The organism is Alteripontixanthobacter maritimus, assembly GCF_003340475.1.
GTDB classification, from domain to species: Bacteria; Pseudomonadota; Alphaproteobacteria; order Sphingomonadales; family Sphingomonadaceae; genus Alteripontixanthobacter; species Alteripontixanthobacter maritimus.
Map to the genome: position 1 here is coordinate 2,213,748 of NZ_QBKA01000002.1, position 16,208 is coordinate 2,229,955.

Sequence of the window (16,208 nt, forward strand, 5' to 3'; positions counted from 1 at the left end):
CAGAGCAGACGGCAGGTTGGCCGCTGACCAAGGGGGGACCTGAACGATGCAAATGACAGCTATCAAGGATACTGCACGAATTCCGGCCAGTATCGAACGTGACGATTTGGCCGTAGCCAATTGCCTCGCTGCGGCGATCGAGGGCGATATTGGCGCGTATTATGATCTGGGAGTAGCGTATTCGACAGGTAGCCACGGCATAATCTGCGACCTTGTCGAAGCCCATAAGTGGTTCAATCTGGCCGCCGCCAAGGGGCATGAAGAAGCTGCCTGGTGCCGTGCCGATGTGTCGGACGAGATGACCGCCCGCGAAATTGCCGAAGCCCAGCGTCAGGCCCGCGAATGGCTCAGCTCAACCGGTCGCGACGCTGCCTGAACGAGTTGACCGAATTTACCTATCGCCAAGCTTGAAAGGCGTGCGTCCGGCCAGCAATTCCCGGTCGGCGGCAACACCGCGCCGTTCCGCATCGAGGAAATCCGCCACTGCCTGGCGAAAGCCCGGATCGACGAGATAGTGGGCTGAGACTGTTTCTACAGGTTCGTAACCGCGCGCCATTTTGTGCCCGCCTTGTGCGCCCGCTTCCACCCGGCCCAGCCCGCGCGCGATGGCAGCGTCAATCGCCTGGTAATAGCAAAGCTCGAAATGCAGGAAGGGCTTGTTCCGGATGCAGCCCCAATACCGGCCATACAGCGCCGATCCACCAATCACGTTCAGCGCGCCGGCAATAGCCTCCCCATCCTCGAACGCCATGATCAGCAACAGCCGATCCCCCAGCCGTTCACCCATCAGATCGAAGGCGGCGCGCGTAAGATAGGGCGTACCCCATTTGCGCATTCCGGTATCCTGGTAGAACAGCCAGAACGCATCCCAATGTTTCGGCTGAATGGCGTCACCCACCAGATGGCGGATGGTTATTCCATCCTGCGCCGCGGCGCGTTCCTTGCGCAAATCCTTACGTTTGCGCGATGTCAGGACGGCCAGAAATTCGTCAAAACTGGCGTAACCGCGATTGGTCCAGTGAAACTGAATGTCGCTCCGCAGCAGCCAGCCATTATCTGCAAACAAAGCTTGTTGGGCAGGTTCGATGAAAGTGGCGTGAGCGCTGGAGAACCCGTTCTGGACGCACAACGCTTCAGCTGCGCGCAACAGCGCGGCGGCATGGCTTTCGTCTTCCACAAGCAGACGCGGCCCAGTCGCGGGCGTAAACGGAACCGCGATCTGGAGCTTGGGGTAGTAGTTGCCACCGGCCCGTTCGAATGCATCGGCCCATGCGTGGTCGAACACGTATTCGCCCTGGCTGTGACCCTTGGCATAGGCTGGCATCGCACCGACCAGATGACCCGCGGCATCTTCCACCGTAATTGGCAGCGATTGCCACCCGGTGCCCGATCCGACACTGCCGGAATCTTCGAGCGCGGTCAGGAATGCGTGCCCGACGAAAGGATTGTCGGTGCCGGCCAGCCGGTCCCATTCGGCTGGCGGGATGGCGCCCACACCATCCCTGATCCGTGCCGTCAGCGCCGGTGCCGCATCACTCACGCCAGCCCTTTCATGGCAATCCTGCGCCTTCCGCGATCGGAGCATCGGCATATTGCGCCGCCAGTTGACGGAGTTCCGGCGTATTGACCGTCCATGTCAGTACCGGCAATCCCTGCTCACGCTGCCGCGAAGCGAAACCGCTGGGCAGATCGCGAATATCATAAGCCAGGAAATGCGGACGCGCATGGCGCAGGGCTGCGTGGCGACCGAAAAATCCCCACACACCGCGCCTGCCTTCTTCTGTGACCACCAGCCCCCGAACGACATGCGCGGCGTTGCGCCAGAACCAGTTGGAAATGCGCGGGTCGAAGCTCATGATCGCGACATGCCCGCCATAGGAGGACACCGCCCGCTCAACCGCTGCGCAAATCGGCACGAAGGGTCGGTCACGACGCGACTTAATTTCGACCAGTAGCGGCACGGCGCCATCGATCTGGTCAAGCAATTCGGGCAGCGACTGAATCCGGTCGGTGCTTTCCTTGAGCGTAAATGCCCGCAGTTCCGCCGCATTACGCGCGCGCACCGATCCGGCGCGGCCGGTCAGTCGTTCCAGCTGCCAATCGTGAAAGACCATGGCCTCACCATCCTGGCTGATCTGCACATCGCATTCGATGCCCAGCCCGCGCGCAATCGCAGCTGCGAACGCACTGCGGCTATTTTCGATCGGCAAGCCTTCTGCGCCGCCACCATGAAGCCCGCGATGGGCATAGGTCCCCTCCCCCAGCCATGTGATGTCCATCATTGCAGTTGCCGGTGTAGTGGCCGGTGTAGTGGGAACAGAAATATCAGTCGGCAGCGATGGCAATGATTGCATCCACTTCCACTGCAGCACCCAATGGCAAAGCAGGCACCCCGACAGCAGCGCGGGCATGGCGGCCGATTTCGCCAAACACGTCGAACATCAGTTCCGATGCGCCGTTTGCCACCTTGGGCTGATCGGTAAAGTCTGCTGTCGAATTTACGAATGCGCCCAATTTCACGATCCGTTCGACCCGGTCGAGCGGAATTAGCGCGCTGGTCAACTGAGCAAGGATCATCAGCCCGCAGGCGCGCGCCGCGGCAGTCCCGTCATCCAGCGACACATCCTCGCCCAGCCGCCCGGTGACCAGCTTGCCATCGATGAAAGGTAGCTGGCCGCTGACATGGGCGAAACCGCCGCTTACTACTACCGGGACATAGCTTGCCACAGGCGCGGCGGCGTCGGGCAGAGTAATGCCCAGTTCCTTCAAACGTGCAGTAATCGTCATATCGCGTCCTCCTCGATCCGGTCCATGATCCATGGGAGCGCCTTGTCCCAACTGTCGATCCGGGCATGGGCGTGACCCGTTGCATGCCCGCAGGTGATGTGCCCCGCAATCGACGGTTCGCCGCATAGATGCAGGCGCGTAACGTGCGGTACCGTTTCCTTGGCGGATGCGTGATGCTGCGCCAGATCATCGATAAATATCGCCATGCTCGGCTGGTATTCTTTCAGGATGGCGGCAATCGCCGGCCCCTTGGGACCCTGATTGGTGAACACCTTTATATCCAGGCCAAGAGCGCGCAATTGCGCCGCACGGTCGTCGCGCCTCTTGTCCACCAGATTGGTCAGAATGACGACATCGGCCTTTTCCGCAATGGCGTGCATCGCCTCGATCGCACCCGGAATGGCGTCTTGCCGCCCCATCTCGGTATCGAAAAACGCGCCTAGCAGCCGCCAGATGTCTTTTTCCGGCACTTGTTCACCGCTCGCAGTCCAGCGCATGGCCGTGGCGAAATTATTTCCTTCCAGCTCGAAACTGACTTCCTGCGTTTCGCCCAGCCAGTTCTTGAAATGGCTGACCATGTGCAACAGCACCTCGTCACAGTCGGAAATGACCAATGGTCGCGGATTCGGGATCGGGGTCTGGGCGTTCATGCAGAAAGCTTTCTGTGGACGGCAATAAGGGTTTCCGGGGTAACGTCCAGCGCATCGGCTGCCTTCACCAGATCGGGTTCGTGATTCGCCAGGAACTCCATCACGGCCGCTAAAACCGCTGGATCGGTCAAGCCATCGCGCAGGATTTCAGGTGTGAGACCGGTCAACGACAACAGTCGCTCCGCCCGATCCTGATCGGTCAGCAGCCAGCCCAGCGCCGCCAGTGCCAGCGCGTCGGCATCCTTTGGTGAATGATGGGGTTTGGATGAAAGAGGAATTGGCGCTATCCTGCTGGTTGGGCGCGCGCGATGCGCACGCCGGGGGCACATTGGGGGGAATTGATCACGTGGCAAAGCGCATCCTTGTTGTCGAGGATAACGACCTTAATCGAAAATTGTTCTGCGATGTATTGCGGGCAGGTGGGCATGAGGTGGAGCCGGTAGCCGATGGCGAGCTGGTCATGAACGCCGCGCGTGCATTCGCGCCTGATCTGGTAATCATGGACATCCAGCTTGGCAGTGTCTCGGGAATCGACCTGATTGCCGCCATCGCCGCCGATACGGCCCTGCAGGGCACACCCGTGCTGGCGGTGACAGCCTATGCCGGCAAGGGAGACGAGGCGAAAATTCGCGATGCCGGCGCACGCGATTACCTTTCCAAGCCGGTCTCAATCGGGCCGTTCACGCAGGCGGTAAACCGGTTGCTCGAAATGGCCCCTGCTTGACGCCCTGCTCGACCCCCCGCTTGACGCCCGGCTTGACAAGGCGGGTGCCGAACCGCTTTCCCACCCGTTCATGTCCGGACGCTATAGCGTCCGCACCCTTTATGCAGGAGCCGTAAGGCCAATGGACCGTTCCCTCGTCGACATCAAAATTCGTGAGTTGATTGCCCCCTTCAACAAGAAGGACGTAATCGTGAAGGACGAGACGACCTTTGCTGGCGACCTCGAATTCGACAGCCTGACCGTGATGGACTTCGTCGCCGCGATCGAAGACGAATTCGACATCATCATCAGCATGAACCAGCAGGCGGAAATCGAAAATTTCGGCCAGCTGGTCGATGCTGTCGCCAAGATGCAGGCCGCAGCATGAGCGAAGGTATCATGCAGGCCGACAAGCCGGACACAGTCGTTGGCGGCGAGACCGACCTGTTCAGCAAGTTCGATGACCTGATCGCGATGCGGCAGGGTCTGCTCGATGGCGGGATAACCGATCCGTTCAGCCTGGTGATGGAAAAGGTTCTCAGCCCTACTCGCGCCATCTGCAACGGGCGCGACACGATCCTGCTCGGCACTTATAATTATATGGGCATGACGTTCGATCCGGATGTGGTCGATGCGGGCAAGCAGGCGCTGGCGGATTTCGGCACCGGCACCACCGGCAGCCGTGTGCTCAACGGTACTTATCAGGGCCACAAGGAATGCGAAGACGCGCTCAAGGAATTTTACGGAATGGACCACGCGATGGTCTTTTCCACCGGGTACCAGGCCAATCTGGGGATCATCAGCACGCTTGCGGGCAAAGGTGATTATATTGTCCTCGATATCGATAGCCACGCCAGTATCTGGGATGGTTGCAAGCTGGGCGACGCCGAAATCGTACCGTTCAAGCACAACGATATCGAAGCGATGGAGAAACGCCTCAAGCGCATTCCCGAAGGTGCCGGCAAGCTGGTTATCCTGGAAGGTGTCTATTCCATGCTGGGCGACGTCGCCCCGCTGAAGGAAATGGTGCGCATCGCCAAAGAAAACGGCGCGATGGTGCTGGTGGACGAGGCGCATTCCATGGGCTTCATCGGCGACAACGGACGCGGCGTGGTCGAGGATGCGGGCGTCGAGGACGATGTAGACTTCATCATCGGCACGTTCTCGAAATCCGTCGGTACGGTGGGCGGCTTCTGCGTGTCCAACCATCCGAAATTCGAAATCATGCGGCTGGTCTGTCGGCCGTATGTCTTCACAGCCAGCCTGCCGCCATCGGTTGTCGCCACGGCGGAAGCCAGCATTCGCAAACTGATGCATGGCAGCGAAAAACGCGCGCATCTGTGGGAAAATTCCAAGCGGTTGCACGCCGGGCTGAAAGCGTTGGGGTTCCAATTGGGCACCGATACCCCGCAAAGCGCCATCGTGGCAGTCATCATGCCCGACCTCACGCAAGGCGCGACCATGTGGGAGGCGCTCTTGCATGAAGGGCTCTACGTGAACCTCGCACGCCCACCCGCGACCCCGGCCAACATGACCTTGCTACGCTGCTCGTTATGTGCGGAACATAGCGAAGAGGAAGTCGAAACCATCCTCGGCATGTTCGAACGTGCGGGCAAGATGGTGGGAATTATCTGATCGAATTGCCGCTACGGCATCCTGGTGCAGATCTTTCGGAACATTATCTAAGTGGCCTTCATTGATTATGCATTCGGCCCCGTATTGGGGCGAACCTGCATAACGGAGGCTTGGATGGCTGAAATTCCTGTAGAAAAGAAATCGAGCATGGCGTGGCTATGGTGGCTGTTGCTGCTGCTCGGCATAGCTGCACTGCTGTGGTGGTTGCTTGCAGCCGCAGATAACGACGCTGATGTCGCGACCGTCGATCCGGCCATGGACGAAACGGCAATTACGGAGCCGCTCGATCCGGCTGCCACGGCAGCAACTGCCGGGATGGCTACTTATGCGATCGGCGACAATGTCGATCTGGATGGCGTACGCGTCATCGAAGCGACCGGCGATATGGCCTTTACCATCGATGTGGACGGCGAGCCAATGCTGGTCCTGTTCGATCAACAGCGCACCGCCAACACGGCTACGGAAGGCCGTTTCGACATCAACGCCGGATCGATTGTGGATATCGAGGGCACCGTACGAAGCGCTTCCGATGCGCTACCAACGGGCGTCACCGCCGATATCCCCGCCGGGACCGAAAAATACATCTATGCGACCGAGCTGATGACGGCCGCGGCCCAGGAATAAGGTAAGAACCATGAAACACGATCAACGTTTCGAAACCCTCGAAGCTGCCGGCGACTGGAAAGTCGAACACGGCGAGCAGGATATTCGCGGACGGCCTTTGGTGTCCCCCAACGGCCATACCTATGGCACGATCGACGAGTTGTTGATCGACAAGGATGAAAAGCGCGTTATCGCAATCAGGCTGGACGACGGCCGCCTGGCATCTGTCGAGCCACTTGAAATCCATGACGACAAGGTCGTTTATGGCGAAGCGGCGGAAACATATGCTGCTCGCCATAATGTTACAGGCGAAGTCAGCGAGACGTACTACGTCCGCTATCCCAGGTCGCGGACTAGCTGACGGCCCTTCCAATCGCGCTTCGGCGCTGGACTACGACTTTGTGCGGCCTGCCTACTGTTTCGGTAAGGCAGGCCGCGCAAGTTTCGGTTTATAGAAAATATCACCACAAGAACGTTGCTTTCAGCGTCAGATCCTGTGTGTGAAGGAGAATAAATATGAAGACGACCAACACAGGCAGCGCGAAATATGATGGCCTTGGCAAGGCTGGCAAGGGCCATGTTTCGACGGGATCGGGCGCGCTCGATAACCAGCCATACGGGTTTAATACGCGGTTCGAAGATGCGGCAGGCACCAATCCCGAAGAACTGATCGCGGCCGCTCATGCCAGCTGCTTCACCATGGCTTTAAGCTTTCAGCTGGGCGATGCCGGGTATGACAAGGGCACTCTCGAAACTTCGTGCGAAGTCACGTTGGAGAAGGATGGCGACGGGTTCACTGTGACCCGGTCCGCCCTGACCCTGAACGGCGACGTGCAAGAGGTCGACCGCGCGAAGTTCGAGGAACTGGCAAACAAGGCGAAAGAGAATTGCCCGATTTCCAAATTGCTCGACACATCGATTACGCTCGATATCCGTTAAGCCCCGGTATTCGATGGGCAGGGCACTTTCGATCCAGAGTAGAACCGGGACACGGCCGGGCGGGCGCGATCCCGCCCGGTCTTTTTTCAGAGCGTATCGATCGTCGCCGCTTCGCAGCCCGTCAGGGGTTCGCCGTTTGCGCTGTCATCGCCGCCCAGTTGCGTAACAGCCAGAATGCCGCCGACGATCAGAACCGCGAACACTGTTGTCAGCAACCCGAGATACTTATCGATCACGCGTTTGATCGGCGCACCGAAAACGCGGAACAGAACACCGACCGTCATGAAGATCATCGCACGCCCCACGATGCTGGCGACAATGAACGTGACAAGGTTCATCTCGATGAAGCCGGCCGTAATCGTGAGCAATTTGTAGGGCACCGGCGTCATCGCAGCAAAGATCACCGCTTCAGCCCCGAACTCCCGCAAGGTGCACGCCGCCACGGGAAACGCATCGGTCAGACCGAGCCCGGCAATAAGCTGCTGCCCGATAGAGGCATAAAGCCCCCAGCCAATGGCATAGCCGACCAGCGCGCCAAGGACCGAAGACACAGTCGCAATCAACGCAAACCGGATCGCCTTGCCCGGTTCGGCAAGGCACATCAGGCCGAGCAGCGGATGCGGGGGGATCGGGAATACACTCGATTCGAGGAAGCAGAAAAACGCCAGCCACCATTCGGCGTGCGGATGCGCTGCCTTGTCCAGAACCCAATTGTACAGACTACGCAGCATGGCGTTGCTCCCGACGCCGCGACCATGCGGGCTTTGCGAGCCGTTTAGGCAATCGCACGCGCGTACGCAAACATCCTATTATAACCTATTTGGCACTTTTGTATTGACATCGTCACACTGTTTGGTTAGAGAAACGGAACATCGCGATAGACCGAGTCGGACGGGACGCCTCCCGGACCAGACCGTATCGCCTCAAGCTTCAGGATTGCACGACCATGACCACGGCGAAGTTCTCTTCGCCGGGCACTGCCGATGGTGCATCGGACAGGCCCGGCACGACACCCATCAAGGCTACACTAACTCCAGCTTTCGAAATCAAATCTACAGCCGACGATTGGCGGGACGACTTCCTTGCCGCGCTGGCCGAGACGTCGAACGTAAAAGGCGCCGCGCGCAAAGCCGGCGTCAACACTGCCAAGGTTTACAAGGCCCGGCGCAACGAGCCGGAATTTGCCCGCGAATGGCAGGACGCGCTCGCCGAAGGATATGATAATTTGGAAATGGACCTGCTGCACCGGCTCCGCGAAGGCGAGTTGGAAGGCGGTAAGACCAAGGCTCGGCGCAAGTTCGACAACGCCATATCCTTCCGCCTGCTGACCGCCCACCGCGACGCAGTCGGCAGGCAAAAAGCTATTCGCAGCAATGAGGATGAAGACGCTATCCTCGATTCGATCGACCGCAAACTGGAAGCCATGCGCCAGCGCGACAAAGCGGTGCAGGATATGCTGAAGGACAATGGAGATACCTATTATGTCGGCGGCGGAGCGGCTGAGAATTGACCCACCGCGCCGGGTTGCTCCGCTACCTGCTAAGCCTCGAACCTACCGAAACCATGGTGCGCCTGGGCAACTTCAGCCGTCCCGAAAAGGAGGAATTCCGCCAACATTGGCGGCTTTGGGCGCGCAAGGAGCAACTGCCGCCACCGGGCGACTGGCGCATCTGGATGATTTGCGCCGGACGCGGTTTTGGCAAAACCCGTGCGGGCGCAGAATGGGTGCGCGCAGTGGCCAAGCGCGATCCCGACGCCCGCGTCGCATTGGTAGGCTCGTCCATTTCTGAAGTGCGCGCGGTCATGGTGGAGGGAGAAAGCGGTTTGCTCGCGATCTCCCCACCGGATCGTGCGCCGCAGTTCGAACCTTCGCTGAAACGGCTGACCTGGCCCAACGGTGCGCAGGCGTTTCTCTATTCCGCAGCCGAGCCCGAAGGATTGCGCGGCCCGCAACATAGCGCCGCGTGGTGCGACGAAATCGGCAAATGGGAAAACGCATCGCAGCGCGCCATCAGCGCCTGGGATAATCTCCTGATGGGTATGCGCCTCGGTGAAGATCCGCGCATCCTCGCCACGACTACACCGCGCGCCGTGCCACTGGTCCGCCGTCTGCTCGCCGAGGCGGATGCGGGCGATGTGATCGTCTCGCGCGGATCCACATACGATAATGCTACCAATCTGCCCGAACGGTTCGTGCGGCAAATGAAGCGAAGTTTCGGCAAGACGGCGCTCGGTCGGCAGGAGCTGGACGGCGAAATTCTGGCCGATGTGGAAGGTGCGCTGTGGACCCGCGCCCTGCTGGAACGGTGCCGCGAAACCGCCCTGCCGGAAGCATCATCGCGGATCGTGATCGGCGTCGATCCACCGGCGTCGGCAAAGGGAGACGCCTGCGGTATCATCGTCACAGGGATCGGAGACAGCGGCGTCGCCACCGTGCTCGCCGATGCTTCCGTACAAAAGGCCAGTCCCGAAAAATGGGCTCGTGCGGTCGCTAGGGCAGCAAAGGCCTGGAACGTCGATCGCGTCATTGCCGAAGCAAATCAGGGCGGCGCGATGGTGGAAAGCGTGTTGCGCGCCGCCGATATCGCCCTGCCTGTAAAACTGGTCCATGCCAGCCGCGGCAAGGTGGCGCGGGCTGAACCCGTGGCGGCATTGTATGAAGCCGGGCGGGTGCGCCATTCGGCCATGTTCGCCAAACTGGAAGACGAACTGTGCGGCCTGATGGCAGGCGGCACTTACGAAGGACCTGGCCGCAGCCCCGACAGAGCAGACGCGCTGGTCTGGGCGCTGACCGAACTGATGCTGGGCAGCCGCAGCCAGCCACGCGTGCAGACAATCTGAAAACCGCAAGACAATTCGCCGGTGCACCCCTTCGCAGGGGCATTGGCGGACAAAGGAATTGCCATGTCATTTTTCGAAAATCTCGCTTCCGCCTTCAAGGGCGGGAGCGACGCCCGCGTGCCGATTGCGCGTGGGTTCGTATCCCCCTGGGCGGTCGCCTTCGACGGCGGTACGTCCGTTGCGGGCGGCGCAGGCGCTGCAAGCTCCTACGAGTATTCGCGCAGCGTGCGCCGCGCCTTTATCGAAAACCCGGTTGCCCAGCGCGCCGTTCGCGTGGTTGCCGAGGGAGTTGGCGGGGCGCCGCTTGCGTCGCTCTCGCCGCCCACTTCGCAGGTCGGCGACAGCGCAGCGCTGCAACGGCTCGTCAACGCCACCAGCGCAGGGCAATCGCTGCTCGAGACGCTGGCCGCGCATCTGCTGCTGCATGGCAATGGCTATGTGCAGATCCTGAAGGATGGCGCGGGCCGGCCGCTTGAACTGTTCGCGCTGCGCCCCGAACGGGTTTCGGTGGTGCCGGGCGATGATGGCTGGCCGCGTGCCTATGCCTACCGACTGGCTGAAAAGACGCTGACCATCCCAGTGGAAGACGAGGGTGGCTGGCCCAACATCATTCATCTGAAAAGCTTCCACCCGGCAGACGATCATTATGGGGCCGGCGGTTTGGCAGCTGCCGAACAGGCTGTTGCGATCCACAATGCGGCCAGCGTTTGGAACCGGGCGTTGCTTGAAAACGCAGCCCGCCCTTCGGGTGCATTGGTTTACGACCATCCCGACAGCGCCGGACTGACGACCCAGCAATTCGACCGGCTGAAGGACGAGTTGACGTCCGCTTATTCCGGACACGCCAATGCCGGACGTCCGATGCTGCTGGAAGGCGGCCTGAAATGGCAGGGCATGTCGATGAGCCCGGCGGACATGGACTTCGCGACGCTGAAAGCTGCTGCTGCTCGCGATATCGCACTGGCTTTCGGTGTGCCGCCGATGCTGCTCGGCCTGCCGGGCGACAACACTTATGCCAATTACCGCGAGGCCAATCGCGCGCTGTGGCGACTGACGCTGCTGCCTCTGGCAGGCAAGATCCTGTCCGGCCTGTCCGAGGGGCTGGAGCCGTGGTTCACAGGCGCAAAGCTCGCAATCGACCTTGATAAAGTACCGGCCCTTGCGGACGACCGCGAGAAGCTCTGGTCGCAGGTCAGTGCCGCCAATTTCCTTACCGATACCGAAAAACGCGAGCTGCTCGGACTCGAACCCGCGCAGGGTAAGGGAGAAACGCCATGAACCGCGAAGACATGCTCGCGCGCTTGCTATCGCAGGCAGCCGGGGCTGGCGCGGAACTGATCACGCTGCGGGCTATCGTGGAAGAATCGAGCGAGCTTGGTGCGAACCGCGTGCTCGGCCGCCTCGGCCTCGCCGATCCGCAGGCGCAGGACGATCTCGACGAGCTGCGCGAATTGCTGGGTGCCTGGCGAAACGCGAAAGCCAGCGCCTGGAAAGCCGCCGTGGAATGGATCGTGCGCGGACTATGCGCGCTGTTGCTGATCGGCATTGCGGTCAGGCTGGGCGTGCCGGGGCTGCTGCGATGAAGATTGCAGGATATGCCGCCCTGTTCGGTGTGCCCGACGGCGCGCGTGATACCATCCACATCGGTGCTTTCCGCCGTAGCCTGGGCGAACGGATCGATCCCCTTCCCCTGTTTTGGCAACATCATCCCGAACAGCGCATCGGCTGGGTCGAACATGCCAGCGAGGACGCGCGCGGTCTCAGGATCGTCGCCAATATCGACAACCCCGACAGTCGCGCGGCCCTTCTCCTGCGCCAACGCGCGATCGATGGATTGAGCTTCGGCTACCGGGCGCGTGCCTTCCGACGCGATGAACGCGGGCGCGCGCTCGACGAGGTCGAGATTTTCGAAGTCAGCCTAGTGACTCACCCGCTCCAGCATGAGGCGCGGGTGCATTTCATCGAACCGGAATGACGACCGATTTTACCCCCACGACCAACTCACGAATACCCTCAATGAAAGGTGACTACCCTATGGATATTTCCATCCCCAACCAGACCCTGACCGGCGCCGCCATCCCGGCAAACCCGCTCCGCACAGGCGACACCGCGGAGCAGAGCTTCGACATCGTCGCGCGCCAGGACAAGGTCGAGGCTCGCGTCGATACGCTGCGCACCGATGTGGACGAAGTAAAGGCACGCATGGACAAGATGGGCCGTGCCGCCACCCGCCCCGCCATTTCCGGGGCCAGCGACAGCGGCGCCGAAGTAAAAGGCTTCGTCGACGGGTATCTACGCCGCGGCTCAACCGCCGAAATCAAGTCCATCAGCGGCCAGGTTCCATCGGATGGCGGTTATGCCGTACCGCGCACCATCGATGCCATGATCGCCCGCGAATTGCAGGAAATCAGCCCGATCCGCTCCCTGGCGCAAGTCGTCCAGACCGGTACTGCTGGTTACCGCAAGCTGGTCGCTACCGGCGGTACTGCATCGGGCTGGGTTTCCGAAACGGCGGGTCGCCCGGAAACGGACGCTCCCAATTTTGCCGAAATCGCCCCGCCGACAGGCGAACTGTATGCCAATCCCGCTGCCAGTCAGGCTATGCTGGACGATGCCGGGTTCGACCTGGAAAGCTGGCTCGCCAGTGAAATTGCCATGGAGTTCGCCCGGGCCGAAGGCGCGGCCTTCGTCAATGGGACCGGCATCAACATGCCCGAAGGGTTCCTGCAGGCGCCTGTCGGCACGGCCGGCGACGATGTGCGTACATTCGGCACGCTGCAATATGTCGGTACCGGCGACGATGCGGGCCTCGGTATCGATCCCGACGACCGCCTGATCGATCTCATCCATACGATGAAGTCGGGCCACCGTCAGGGCGCCAGCTTCGTGATGAATTCCACCACGCTGGCCGAAGTGCGCAAGCTGAAAACCGCCGATGGCGCATTCCTGTGGCAGCCGGGCATGGTCGACGGCCAGCCCGACCGCCTGCTGGGCTATCCAGTGGTGGAAGCGGAGGACATGCCCGACATTGCAAACGGCGCCTATCCGATCGCATTCGGCAATTTCCGTCATGGCTATCTGATCGCCGAACGCAGTGCCACACAGGTGCTGCGCGATCCGTACACCAACAAGCCGTTCGTGCACTTCTACGCCACCAAACGTGTCGGCGGGCAGGTGCTGGACAGCGCCGCGATCAAGCTCCTGAAAATCGAGTTGTGACCGCTCCGGTGGCCTGAGCGCCACCGGACCATTGCGACTTCGAACCCTTTCCGCGCCGCCGGGGGCCCCCTTACCCGGCGGCGCGGATACCAGACATCATCATCAGGAGACCGCCCATGAAGCGGGCTATCATCGTGCCTGCAGACCTTGCAGGGGCGGCACTCATCGAGCTGAAACAATGGCTCGCCATTACGGTCGTTACGCATGACGCGGCGCTGGTTTCGGTGCTGCGCGCCAGTATCGACATGTGCGAAGCCTATACCGGGATCATGCCGTTGCAGGTGACGGCCGAGGAAACCGTGGCCGCGACCGCGCAATGGCAATCGCTAGCCGCGCGGCCAGTGCAAGCGATTACCGGCGTCGAAGTTCTGCCAACCGAAGGCGCGCGCTTCGCTCTTGCCAGCGACGCCTACGATATCGAGCTGGACGCGGACGGTACCGGCCGCATCCGTGTCATCCGGCAAGGTGCGGCAGGACGCGTCGTAGTCCGGTACGTAACCGGGCTGGCCCCGGTTTGGGAGGCGTTGCCCGATGCCTTGCGGAGCGGTGTCATTCGTCTTGCAGTACATTCCTGGCGTGAGCGGGAAGATGGTCCGGCCGGCATCCCTCCCGCCGCTGTCGCTGCATTGTGGCATCCCTGGCGCCGGATGCGGCTGGCATGATTTCCGCCATCCCGCGCACGGCATTCGAAACCCTCGCTCAAATTCTTGCTGCCCGTGTTGCCCGCCGCGCCAAAGCAAGCGCCGAGTTGGCAATGGCTTCACGGCGAGGTGACGCAAGGCGGTGGCGCAAGGCGCAATTGCTCTGGCCTGACTTTACAGGAGATTTGCCATGATCGAAGCTCGGCTTCGCGCGGCTCTCATCCAATGGCTCGCCGGTGATCCGACCGTAGATGACGAGCTCAACGCGATCGAAGAGGAAGCGCCGGTTACCGCCACCGCGCCATGGCTGGGCATCGCCGCAAGCGCATCCACCGACTGGAGCACGAAAACGCATAGCGGACGCGAAATCCGTATTGCGCTCGAACTGACGACGCGCGGCGACCGGACTGCGGGCGATGCCGCGCTGTTGACGTCCATTTCGCAGCGCATCGAAAACTTGCCTGCGGCACAGCCAGACTTCGCCGTAGCCGGCATTCAGTTCCTGCGCGCGCGCACCGAACGCCGCGCAAGGAACATGCGATCGACCCTGCTGGAATACCGCTTCCGCACGCTTTCGCATCCTGCTGCCTGATCCGATCCACCGACCCCATTATTATACGGAGTATCCGCCCATGACCGCCCAAAAAGGTTCTGCCTTCCTGCTCAAAATCGGCGACGGCGCACAGCCGCCTGCTTACGAAACCGTCGCCGGCCTCCGCACCACGCAAATGTCCGTCAATGGCGACATCGTAGTTGTGACCCACAAGGAATCGCAAGGTTGGCGCGACCTGTTGTCGGGCGCGGGAACGCGCTCGGTTTCGGTATCTGCCAGCGGCATTTTCCTTGGCAGCACCGCCGAAGCATCGGTGCGCGGACACGCGCTGGCCGGTACTATTGCCGAATACGAATTGTCGTTCGAGGATGGCGAGCGCTTGCGCGGCCGGTTCCTCGTTCAGCGGCTCGATTACGCGGGCGATTTCAATGGTGAACGCAATTACACACTGCAGCTGGAAAGCTCCGGCGCGGTGCTGCCTGCATGACCGTCCTGCCCCAACCGGTCGCAAATGTCTTACGCGGTGAAGCGATCCTGATGGTCACTGGCCGGCCGCGACTGCTGCGACCGAGTTTTACCGCGCTGGTCGCAGCGGAGGAGGAGCTGGGTCCGCTTTTCGCACTCGTCGAGCGGGCTGGCGAAGGCAAGCTCCGCCTAACTGAAATGGCCGCTTTATTCTGGCACTGTCTGGCCGAGCAGGAAGGCCTGACCCGCGAACTTGTCGGTGAGGCGGTATTGGAAGCGGGCCTGGCAGGAAGCGCGAAGCCGCTACGCCTGCTGCTGGGCCAGATTCTGCAAGGCGCCGGGTGACCACCGAAACAGCGCCGGCGGACTCTGCCGAATACAGCGACCGCTTCGCGCCCGGCACTCTGCGGCTGGCTGGTCTGGCCGCCCGGGCGCTCGGCTGGCGCCCAGCAGAATTCTGGCAGGCCACCCCAGCTGAGCTCCTGACCGCAATCGCACCCATGCAAAGCGCGCCGGATTTCATCAGCCGCGCCGATCTCGAGCGGCTGCTGCAACAAGACACAGGATGATTTGAAATGGATGACGGACTGGACGAGCTGGTAATCGATATTCGCGCCAGCACACAGGGTTTCGCGCAAGATATCGCGGCCATGCGCGGCACGTTCGACAGCACGCTGGTGGATGGCTTCCGTGATGCCGGAAACGTGCTTGAACGCGGGCTGATGTCAGCCATCAAGCGCGGTAGCCTCGGCTTCGACGATTTGAAGCGGGTTGCATTCCAGGCGCTGGGTGAAATTGCCGAACAAATGGCGCGATCCCTGAGCGGCGCTGGCTCGGCGGGCGCAGGGGCTGCCGGCGGCGGCCTGCTTGGCGGTCTCGGCACTCTGGTTACCGGAGCGTTCGGCTCGTTGCTGGGATTGCCCGGACGCGCGACCGGCGGACCGGTATCGCCAGGTCGCGGCTATCTGGTGGGTGAGCGAGGACCGGAAATGTTCGTCCCGACAAGCTCCGGCAGGGTAGAAACGATGGACGGTGGCAATTTAGCTGGGGGCGGGCGCGATGTGCGCGTAGCGATCAACCTGAATGCCCCGCGCGGGACCTCCGCCCCGGCTGCTATGCAGCGATCTTCCCGCCAGATGGCCAGCGCTGTCCGGCGGGCTTTCAACGACTGA

The 16,208-nt window shown here is 61.4% G+C and carries 25 protein-coding genes; 19 read left to right on the top strand and 6 right to left on the bottom strand.

Annotated elements, in window-relative coordinates:
* Positions 1–46: 46 nt before the first annotated feature.
* A complete protein-coding gene (locus HME9302_RS10880) occupies positions 47–376 on the top strand; it encodes an SEL1-like repeat protein (RefSeq protein WP_115367030.1) in 330 nt (109 codons plus the stop codon).
* A 15-nt stretch (positions 377–391) separates the two neighbouring features.
* On the opposite strand, the gene HME9302_RS10885 is transcribed toward HME9302_RS10880, so the two are convergent.
* Genes HME9302_RS10885 through HME9302_RS10905 form a run of 5 tightly spaced genes read right to left on the bottom strand, consistent with a single transcriptional unit; the run spans position 392 to position 3,766 of the window.
* Positions 392–1,540, bottom strand: a complete 1,149-nt coding sequence (locus HME9302_RS10885) for a GNAT family N-acetyltransferase (RefSeq protein WP_230079977.1) — start codon at positions 1,538–1,540, stop codon at positions 392–394.
* 10 nt (positions 1,541–1,550) lie between these two features.
* The gene (locus HME9302_RS10890; protein ID WP_115367031.1) at positions 1,551–2,282 is read right to left on the bottom strand and encodes a glycerophosphodiester phosphodiesterase family protein; all 732 of its coding nucleotides are present in this window, start codon (positions 2,280–2,282) and stop codon (positions 1,551–1,553) included.
* A gap of 43 nt (positions 2,283–2,325) precedes the next feature.
* Positions 2,326–2,787 (bottom strand): RidA family protein, encoded by a 462-nt coding sequence (locus HME9302_RS10895; protein ID WP_115367032.1) that lies wholly within the window; start codon positions 2,785–2,787, stop codon positions 2,326–2,328.
* A complete protein-coding gene (locus HME9302_RS10900) occupies positions 2,784–3,437 on the bottom strand; it encodes an HAD family hydrolase (RefSeq protein ID WP_115367033.1) in 654 nt (217 codons plus the stop codon). Before HME9302_RS10900 ends, HME9302_RS10895 begins: the two co-directional genes overlap by 4 nt.
* Entirely contained in the window at positions 3,434–3,766 is a 333-nt protein-coding gene (locus HME9302_RS10905; RefSeq protein WP_115367034.1) for a DUF3572 family protein, read from the bottom strand. Before HME9302_RS10905 ends, HME9302_RS10900 begins: the two co-directional genes overlap by 4 nt.
* Before the next feature lie 17 nt (positions 3,767–3,783).
* On the opposite strand from HME9302_RS10905, the gene HME9302_RS10910 reads away from it, so the two are divergent.
* From HME9302_RS10910 to HME9302_RS10935, 6 genes are all read left to right on the top strand, one after another.
* On the top strand, positions 3,784–4,161 hold the full coding sequence (locus HME9302_RS10910; protein ID WP_115367035.1) for a response regulator: 378 nt from the start codon (positions 3,784–3,786) through the stop codon (positions 4,159–4,161).
* Between the two features lie 121 nt (positions 4,162–4,282).
* Complete coding sequence (locus HME9302_RS10915; protein WP_115367036.1) at positions 4,283–4,528, top strand: acyl carrier protein; 246 nt, start codon at positions 4,283–4,285, stop codon at positions 4,526–4,528.
* Entirely contained in the window at positions 4,525–5,775 is a 1,251-nt protein-coding gene (gene spt, locus HME9302_RS10920; protein ID WP_115367037.1) for a serine palmitoyltransferase, read from the top strand. Before HME9302_RS10915 ends, spt begins: the two co-directional genes overlap by 4 nt.
* Before the next feature lie 114 nt (positions 5,776–5,889).
* Positions 5,890–6,399 carry a hypothetical protein gene (locus tag HME9302_RS10925; RefSeq protein WP_115367038.1) on the top strand — a complete coding sequence of 170 codons (510 nt, stop codon included), beginning with the start codon at positions 5,890–5,892 and terminating at the stop codon, positions 6,397–6,399.
* Positions 6,400–6,409: 10 nt separating this feature from the next.
* The gene (locus HME9302_RS10930; RefSeq protein WP_115367039.1) at positions 6,410–6,739 is read left to right on the top strand and encodes a PRC-barrel domain-containing protein; all 330 of its coding nucleotides are present in this window, start codon (positions 6,410–6,412) and stop codon (positions 6,737–6,739) included.
* A gap of 155 nt (positions 6,740–6,894) precedes the next feature.
* A complete protein-coding gene (locus HME9302_RS10935; RefSeq protein WP_115367040.1) occupies positions 6,895–7,317 on the top strand; it encodes an OsmC family protein in 423 nt (140 codons plus the stop codon).
* An 86-nt stretch (positions 7,318–7,403) separates the two neighbouring features.
* Here the strand turns inward: HME9302_RS10935 and HME9302_RS10940 are convergent, their stop codons facing one another.
* Positions 7,404–8,048 (bottom strand): YqaA family protein, encoded by a 645-nt coding sequence (locus tag HME9302_RS10940; RefSeq protein ID WP_115367041.1) that lies wholly within the window; start codon positions 8,046–8,048, stop codon positions 7,404–7,406.
* Positions 8,049–8,263: 215 nt separating this feature from the next.
* Between HME9302_RS10940 and HME9302_RS10945 the strand changes: the two genes are divergently transcribed.
* The 12 genes from HME9302_RS10945 to HME9302_RS11000 all read left to right on the top strand — a co-directional run bounded on the left by HME9302_RS10945 (position 8,264) and on the right by HME9302_RS11000 (position 16,208).
* Complete coding sequence (locus HME9302_RS10945; protein WP_181815754.1) at positions 8,264–8,827, top strand: hypothetical protein; 564 nt, start codon at positions 8,264–8,266, stop codon at positions 8,825–8,827.
* A gap of 53 nt (positions 8,828–8,880) precedes the next feature.
* Positions 8,881–10,158 carry a DNA-packaging protein gene (locus tag HME9302_RS10950; RefSeq protein ID WP_115367696.1) on the top strand — a complete coding sequence of 426 codons (1,278 nt, stop codon included), beginning with the start codon at positions 8,881–8,883 and terminating at the stop codon, positions 10,156–10,158.
* A gap of 63 nt (positions 10,159–10,221) precedes the next feature.
* Positions 10,222–11,436 (top strand): phage portal protein, encoded by a 1,215-nt coding sequence (locus HME9302_RS10955; RefSeq protein ID WP_115367697.1) that lies wholly within the window; start codon positions 10,222–10,224, stop codon positions 11,434–11,436.
* Positions 11,433–11,741, top strand: coding sequence for a DUF6127 family protein (locus HME9302_RS10960; protein ID WP_115367042.1), 309 nt, complete (start codon positions 11,433–11,435; stop codon positions 11,739–11,741). The genes HME9302_RS10955 and HME9302_RS10960 overlap by 4 nt, the downstream gene beginning before the upstream one ends.
* Positions 11,738–12,133: an HK97 family phage prohead protease gene (locus tag HME9302_RS10965; RefSeq protein ID WP_115367043.1), complete on the top strand. Its 396-nt coding sequence runs from the start codon at positions 11,738–11,740 to the stop codon at positions 12,131–12,133. The genes HME9302_RS10960 and HME9302_RS10965 overlap by 4 nt, the downstream gene beginning before the upstream one ends.
* 59 nt (positions 12,134–12,192) lie before the next feature.
* Entirely contained in the window at positions 12,193–13,377 is a 1,185-nt protein-coding gene (locus tag HME9302_RS10970) for a phage major capsid protein (protein WP_115367698.1), read from the top strand.
* Positions 13,378–13,493: 116 nt separating this feature from the next.
* A complete protein-coding gene (locus tag HME9302_RS10975; RefSeq protein ID WP_115367044.1) occupies positions 13,494–14,039 on the top strand; it encodes a head-tail connector protein in 546 nt (181 codons plus the stop codon).
* A gap of 169 nt (positions 14,040–14,208) precedes the next feature.
* The gene (gp17, locus tag HME9302_RS10980; RefSeq protein ID WP_326833169.1) at positions 14,209–14,610 is read left to right on the top strand and encodes a tail completion protein gp17; all 402 of its coding nucleotides are present in this window, start codon (positions 14,209–14,211) and stop codon (positions 14,608–14,610) included.
* A gap of 40 nt (positions 14,611–14,650) precedes the next feature.
* Entirely contained in the window at positions 14,651–15,058 is a 408-nt protein-coding gene (locus HME9302_RS10985; protein ID WP_115367045.1) for a phage major tail protein, TP901-1 family, read from the top strand.
* Positions 15,055–15,381 (top strand): gene transfer agent family protein, encoded by a 327-nt coding sequence (locus HME9302_RS10990; RefSeq protein WP_115367046.1) that lies wholly within the window; start codon positions 15,055–15,057, stop codon positions 15,379–15,381. The genes HME9302_RS10985 and HME9302_RS10990 overlap by 4 nt, the downstream gene beginning before the upstream one ends.
* Positions 15,378–15,605 carry a phage tail assembly chaperone gene (locus HME9302_RS10995; RefSeq protein ID WP_115367047.1) on the top strand — a complete coding sequence of 76 codons (228 nt, stop codon included), beginning with the start codon at positions 15,378–15,380 and terminating at the stop codon, positions 15,603–15,605. Before HME9302_RS10990 ends, HME9302_RS10995 begins: the two co-directional genes overlap by 4 nt.
* Positions 15,606–15,611: 6 nt before the next feature.
* Positions 15,612–16,208, top strand: coding sequence for a tail tape measure protein (locus tag HME9302_RS11000; RefSeq protein WP_115367048.1), 597 nt, complete (start codon positions 15,612–15,614; stop codon positions 16,206–16,208).

Excerpts from the sequence above, each read along its gene's own strand:
- HME9302_RS10890 (WP_115367031.1), bottom strand. The coding sequence starts at position 2,282 with ATGATGGACATCACATGGCTGGGGGAGGGGACCTATGCCCATCGCGGG.
- HME9302_RS10940 (WP_115367041.1), bottom strand. The coding sequence starts at position 8,048 with ATGCTGCGTAGTCTGTACAATTGGGTTCTGGACAAGGCAGCGCATCCG.
- HME9302_RS10965 (WP_115367043.1), top strand. The coding sequence starts at position 11,738 with ATGAAGATTGCAGGATATGCCGCCCTGTTCGGTGTGCCCGACGGCGCG.
- HME9302_RS11000 (WP_115367048.1), top strand. The coding sequence starts at position 15,612 with ATGGATGACGGACTGGACGAGCTGGTAATCGATATTCGCGCCAGCACA.
- HME9302_RS10930 (WP_115367039.1), top strand. The coding sequence starts at position 6,410 with ATGAAACACGATCAACGTTTCGAAACCCTCGAAGCTGCCGGCGACTGG.
- gp17 (WP_326833169.1), top strand. The coding sequence starts at position 14,209 with ATGATCGAAGCTCGGCTTCGCGCGGCTCTCATCCAATGGCTCGCCGGT.
- HME9302_RS10900 (WP_115367033.1), bottom strand. The coding sequence starts at position 3,437 with ATGAACGCCCAGACCCCGATCCCGAATCCGCGACCATTGGTCATTTCC.
- HME9302_RS10975 (WP_115367044.1), top strand. The coding sequence starts at position 13,494 with ATGAAGCGGGCTATCATCGTGCCTGCAGACCTTGCAGGGGCGGCACTC.
- HME9302_RS10905 (WP_115367034.1), bottom strand. The coding sequence starts at position 3,766 with ATGTGCCCCCGGCGTGCGCATCGCGCGCGCCCAACCAGCAGGATAGCG.
- HME9302_RS10880 (WP_115367030.1), top strand. The coding sequence starts at position 47 with ATGCAAATGACAGCTATCAAGGATACTGCACGAATTCCGGCCAGTATC.
- HME9302_RS10950 (WP_115367696.1), top strand. The coding sequence starts at position 8,881 with ATGGTGCGCCTGGGCAACTTCAGCCGTCCCGAAAAGGAGGAATTCCGC.
- HME9302_RS10970 (WP_115367698.1), top strand. The coding sequence starts at position 12,193 with ATGGATATTTCCATCCCCAACCAGACCCTGACCGGCGCCGCCATCCCG.
- HME9302_RS10945 (WP_181815754.1), top strand. The coding sequence starts at position 8,264 with ATGACCACGGCGAAGTTCTCTTCGCCGGGCACTGCCGATGGTGCATCG.
- HME9302_RS10935 (WP_115367040.1), top strand. The coding sequence starts at position 6,895 with ATGAAGACGACCAACACAGGCAGCGCGAAATATGATGGCCTTGGCAAG.
- HME9302_RS10915 (WP_115367036.1), top strand. The coding sequence starts at position 4,283 with ATGGACCGTTCCCTCGTCGACATCAAAATTCGTGAGTTGATTGCCCCC.
- HME9302_RS10985 (WP_115367045.1), top strand. The coding sequence starts at position 14,651 with ATGACCGCCCAAAAAGGTTCTGCCTTCCTGCTCAAAATCGGCGACGGC.
- HME9302_RS10960 (WP_115367042.1), top strand. The coding sequence starts at position 11,433 with ATGAACCGCGAAGACATGCTCGCGCGCTTGCTATCGCAGGCAGCCGGG.
- spt (WP_115367037.1), top strand. The coding sequence starts at position 4,525 with ATGAGCGAAGGTATCATGCAGGCCGACAAGCCGGACACAGTCGTTGGC.
- HME9302_RS10895 (WP_115367032.1), bottom strand. The coding sequence starts at position 2,787 with ATGACGATTACTGCACGTTTGAAGGAACTGGGCATTACTCTGCCCGAC.
- HME9302_RS10925 (WP_115367038.1), top strand. The coding sequence starts at position 5,890 with ATGGCTGAAATTCCTGTAGAAAAGAAATCGAGCATGGCGTGGCTATGG.
- HME9302_RS10990 (WP_115367046.1), top strand. The coding sequence starts at position 15,055 with ATGACCGTCCTGCCCCAACCGGTCGCAAATGTCTTACGCGGTGAAGCG.
- HME9302_RS10955 (WP_115367697.1), top strand. The coding sequence starts at position 10,222 with ATGTCATTTTTCGAAAATCTCGCTTCCGCCTTCAAGGGCGGGAGCGAC.